The sequence below is a fragment of the Treponema sp. Marseille-Q4523 genome (genome assembly GCF_016901105.1).
Lineage (GTDB): Bacteria > Spirochaetota > Spirochaetia > Treponematales > Treponemataceae > Treponema_D.
Map to the genome: position 1 here is coordinate 1 of NZ_JAFEVM010000070.1, position 3,677 is coordinate 3,677.

2 protein-coding genes are annotated in these 3,677 nt (G+C 42.5%); both read left to right on the forward strand.

Annotated features, from left to right (window positions below):
• Positions 1-130: 130 nt before the first annotated feature.
• Positions 131-1,795 carry an RHS repeat-associated core domain-containing protein gene (locus tag JSQ97_RS12550; protein ID WP_205076358.1) on the forward strand — a complete coding sequence of 555 codons (1,665 nt, stop codon included), beginning with the start codon at positions 131-133 and terminating at the stop codon, positions 1,793-1,795.
• 610 nt (positions 1,796-2,405) lie between these two features.
• A complete protein-coding gene (locus tag JSQ97_RS13180; RefSeq protein WP_205076359.1) occupies positions 2,406-3,587 on the forward strand; it encodes an RHS repeat domain-containing protein in 1,182 nt (393 codons plus the stop codon).
• Positions 3,588-3,677: the final 90 nt, after the last annotated feature.

Below are 3,677 nucleotides of genomic sequence, written 5' to 3' on the forward strand. Positions count from 1 at the left end.
CTATTACACCGAAAAGAATAATCAAAGTGATAGTTTTAATTGTTTCTGCTGTTATATTTGTTATTTTTTCTTTTCAGTATTTGAGCGATTTTCTTAAAAAAGGATAATTTCTTTCGATGCAATCGAGAACATGACGCAGAAAAAGAGCTCTGAAATAATCACTCCTGCAATGCAAAAAAAGAATGGTGATGATTTAAATTATGAGTTTACATACGAGTACGACGCAGATTATGCACACCGCCTCACTCGAGCGGGAAGCGAGCAAAAGGGCTGGCGTTACTACACATACGATGCGAACGGGAACGTAACGTCCGAGAGCGACGGAGTTGCTCCGGACGAAGATACGACGACGCTTACGCCCGTAACTGTAACGACGCAGATGAATGAAGCGGGGGACAGTATCTATGAAGCGGATTATGCATGGGCATGGGCATGGGCGTGGCCGTGGGGAGGGAGCGGTACGAGCGGCAATAAACCCGTACCGAACAATAAGCGCAGGTACGAATGGAACAGCCGAAATCTTCTGATGCGGAGCGTGAACTCTGTATACGATACACGGTATGCGTACGCAGCGGACGGCAACCGCGCTGCCAAGTGGACAGCGACAAAGTCGAGCGAAACGCTCTACTTCAACACGATGTGGACGTGGCACACGGATAAAGGATTGCCTGAAGGCCAGTATTCGAAGCACATATACTTAGGCGAAACACGAGTCGTCACGAAGCAGACGAGCAAACTCGAAGCAAGCTACGGACAAAGCGATGAGTGGCATCATAGGTATTACTACCACCCGGATCACTTGGGAAGTGCACAGCTCATCACCGACTACGAGGGCAATGAGTATCAACGCATTGAGTACACGCCGTACGGAGAGCTGTGGGTAGAGAAGAAGTCGGAAAAAGAAGAAGGGCTGCGGTATTTGCCGTATAAATTCACTGCGAAGGAGCAGGATGAGGAAACCGGGCTCTATTACTACGGTGCGCGGTACTTGGATGCGAAGTACAGTAGGTGGATGAGCGCGGATCCGGCGGTTGGGGAGTATTTAGATCAAAGTTCCAAAGGCGAAGGCGGAGCGTTTAATGTATTAAATCTAAACCTCTATCATTACGGCAATAATAATCCGGTAAAGTATACAGACCCCGATGGCGAGAGTGTATTTGGAGCCGCAATAATAGGGGGATTAATATCTGCTGGGATTGATTATGCTTTCCAAGTTGGAGGAAATTATTTGCAGGGAAAAAGAGGTGCTGAGCTTTGGACTGATGTAAATGCAGGCGAAATAGTGGGGGCTTTTGTTTCAGGTGCATTAACAACAGTTGGACTTGGGGCTGTAACAAAAGTTGCAGGAATAGCCAAAAGTCCTATTGCAAGAAAGGGAATTCAAATTGCAGGAAATGCTGCTGTATCTGCGGCTACAAGCGTTCCAGGAACAATAGCTGAAAATTTTGTAAACAATAAAATTAATCCAGATGATAAAGTAGCACTTACTAAAAATGTAAAAGATAATGCGATAAAATCAGGAATAGCTGGTGGACTCGTTTCTGTAGGTACAAAAACTCCTCCTAAGAATGTAAAAACACCAAGCTGGTATAAGCCGAATGACATTCCCTACAAGCAGGTTGGTCCGAATAAATATGTTAGAAAAGGACTAATGCCTGGAACGAAACAAGCAGGTGTAATTCAATTTACAAAAGATGTTATGAACGAAGTTTATGGGCAGGGCGCTTCCAAAGGTGTGTCTGCTGGTTATGATAAATTTACAACTCATAAAAAAGAACATAGCATTGAAAACTAAATTAAGGAAGGGAAGAATGAAAGTAATGCACATTTATAGGGAAATTAATGATAAAACTTGGATATTTCAGGTATTTGTTTGTGGCATATTAATATTGATTTATCATAATAACAAAATGGTTTGGAGTTTTATCAGAAAATTTTCACTAAATCATTATCTTATATTCATAATTACTTGGCTCATAAATTTTGCAGTTATAAGGCTTTTTGTTCTCTTATTAAGTTGTTTTATTTATATTTGCAAAAAAATGTAATATCGGTTAACGATTGTAGTAGCTCGTTTTTAGGCGGGTCCCGAGATTTTTTGACGGTGTAAAATAATTTTATAACAATCACAAATAGTATTTTACAATTCGCCATTAGTACATTATAATAAAACGATTTGAAAAATATTTCCTGCAAGATATTCCCATGAAATATTTTGCAGTGTTGTTCTTTGACAATTCAGCAGCGGCTCAAAATCATGGTGTTTGAGCTGTAAAGCCGCCTACGATACACGGTACGCGTACAGTACCGATGCCTCGGGTGCCGAAGGCACGCTAGATAACCATTTCCAATTACGCAAACGGCGCGCTTGCGCGACGTACGGCAACAGAGCTGCCAAATGGACGATGTCCAATTCGAGCGAAACGCTCTACTTCAACACGATGTGGACGTGGCACACGGATACGGGATTACCCGAAGGGCAGTATTCAAAGCACATATACTTAGGCGAAACACGGGTTGTAACGAAGCAGACGAGTAAACTCGAAGCAAGCTACGGACAGAGCGACGAGTGGCATCATCAGTATTACTACCACCCCGACCACTTGGGAAGCGCACAGCTCATCACCGACTATGAAGGCAACGAATACCAGCGCATTGAGTACACGCCGTACGGGGATCTGTGGGTAGAGAAGAAGGCGGAGCATGAAGAAGGCTTGCGCTACCTGCCGTATAAGTTTACAGCGAAGGAGCAGGACGAAGAGACCGGGCTGTATTACTACGGTGCACGGTATCTCGATGCGAAGTACTCGAGGTGGATGAGTGCGGATCCGGCGGTGAGTGATTACATACCGATGGCGCCGGTGAATGATGAAGCGAAGAAGCATAACGAAAGTTTGCCGGGTATGGGCGGAATTTTCAACGTCGTAAACTTCCAGCTGTATCACTACGCGGGGAATAACCCGGTGAAGTATACGGATCCGGATGGAAGGGAATCAGGCTTTCTTACGGATTCCGATTCCGTTCCTTTAGCAGGTCATTCTGCAATGTATGTAGAAATATATAACGAAAATGGAGAAAGCGCTGGTTTTGAATTATACGAAGTGGGAATAGTAAATGAAGGAGAAGAAGGAGTTTTATCTTCTGAACATCTTGATGCTGATATGGGTTTATTTGTTGGAAGTGTATCTGGTGTGTCAGGGGCATTTATTAGTAATGATCCTACACTTCCTTCTGCAGCAATAGCATCGGGAGCCAGTGCTGGTACTTTAATTGCTAATGTTGATGTAAGGGCTGGTGTAAAAGTTGAATATTTTGCTAATCAGGAAGAACTAAATAAGCGAATAGAAAGATATAATAAAGTAGTTGCATTTGATACAACCCCAGAACAAGATAATTTAATTAGAGCTGCAGCAAGGCGAGAGGGGGGTAATTTCGGAAAATATAATTTATTTTCGAACAATTGTTCACAATATGCTTCATCAGTTCTAAGAGCTGGAGGTTTAAATACTACGACCTTTTTAATACCAAATATTGCCCATTCTTACATTGTGAAAAACAATCCAAAATTGGCTCGGGTTATTAGATAAGAGGTTAAAATATGAGGATGCAATTATTTATCATCTTTGTTTCGTTTTTCTCTTTTCAAACATTTGCGCAGCAATGGAATTGTATCGAAT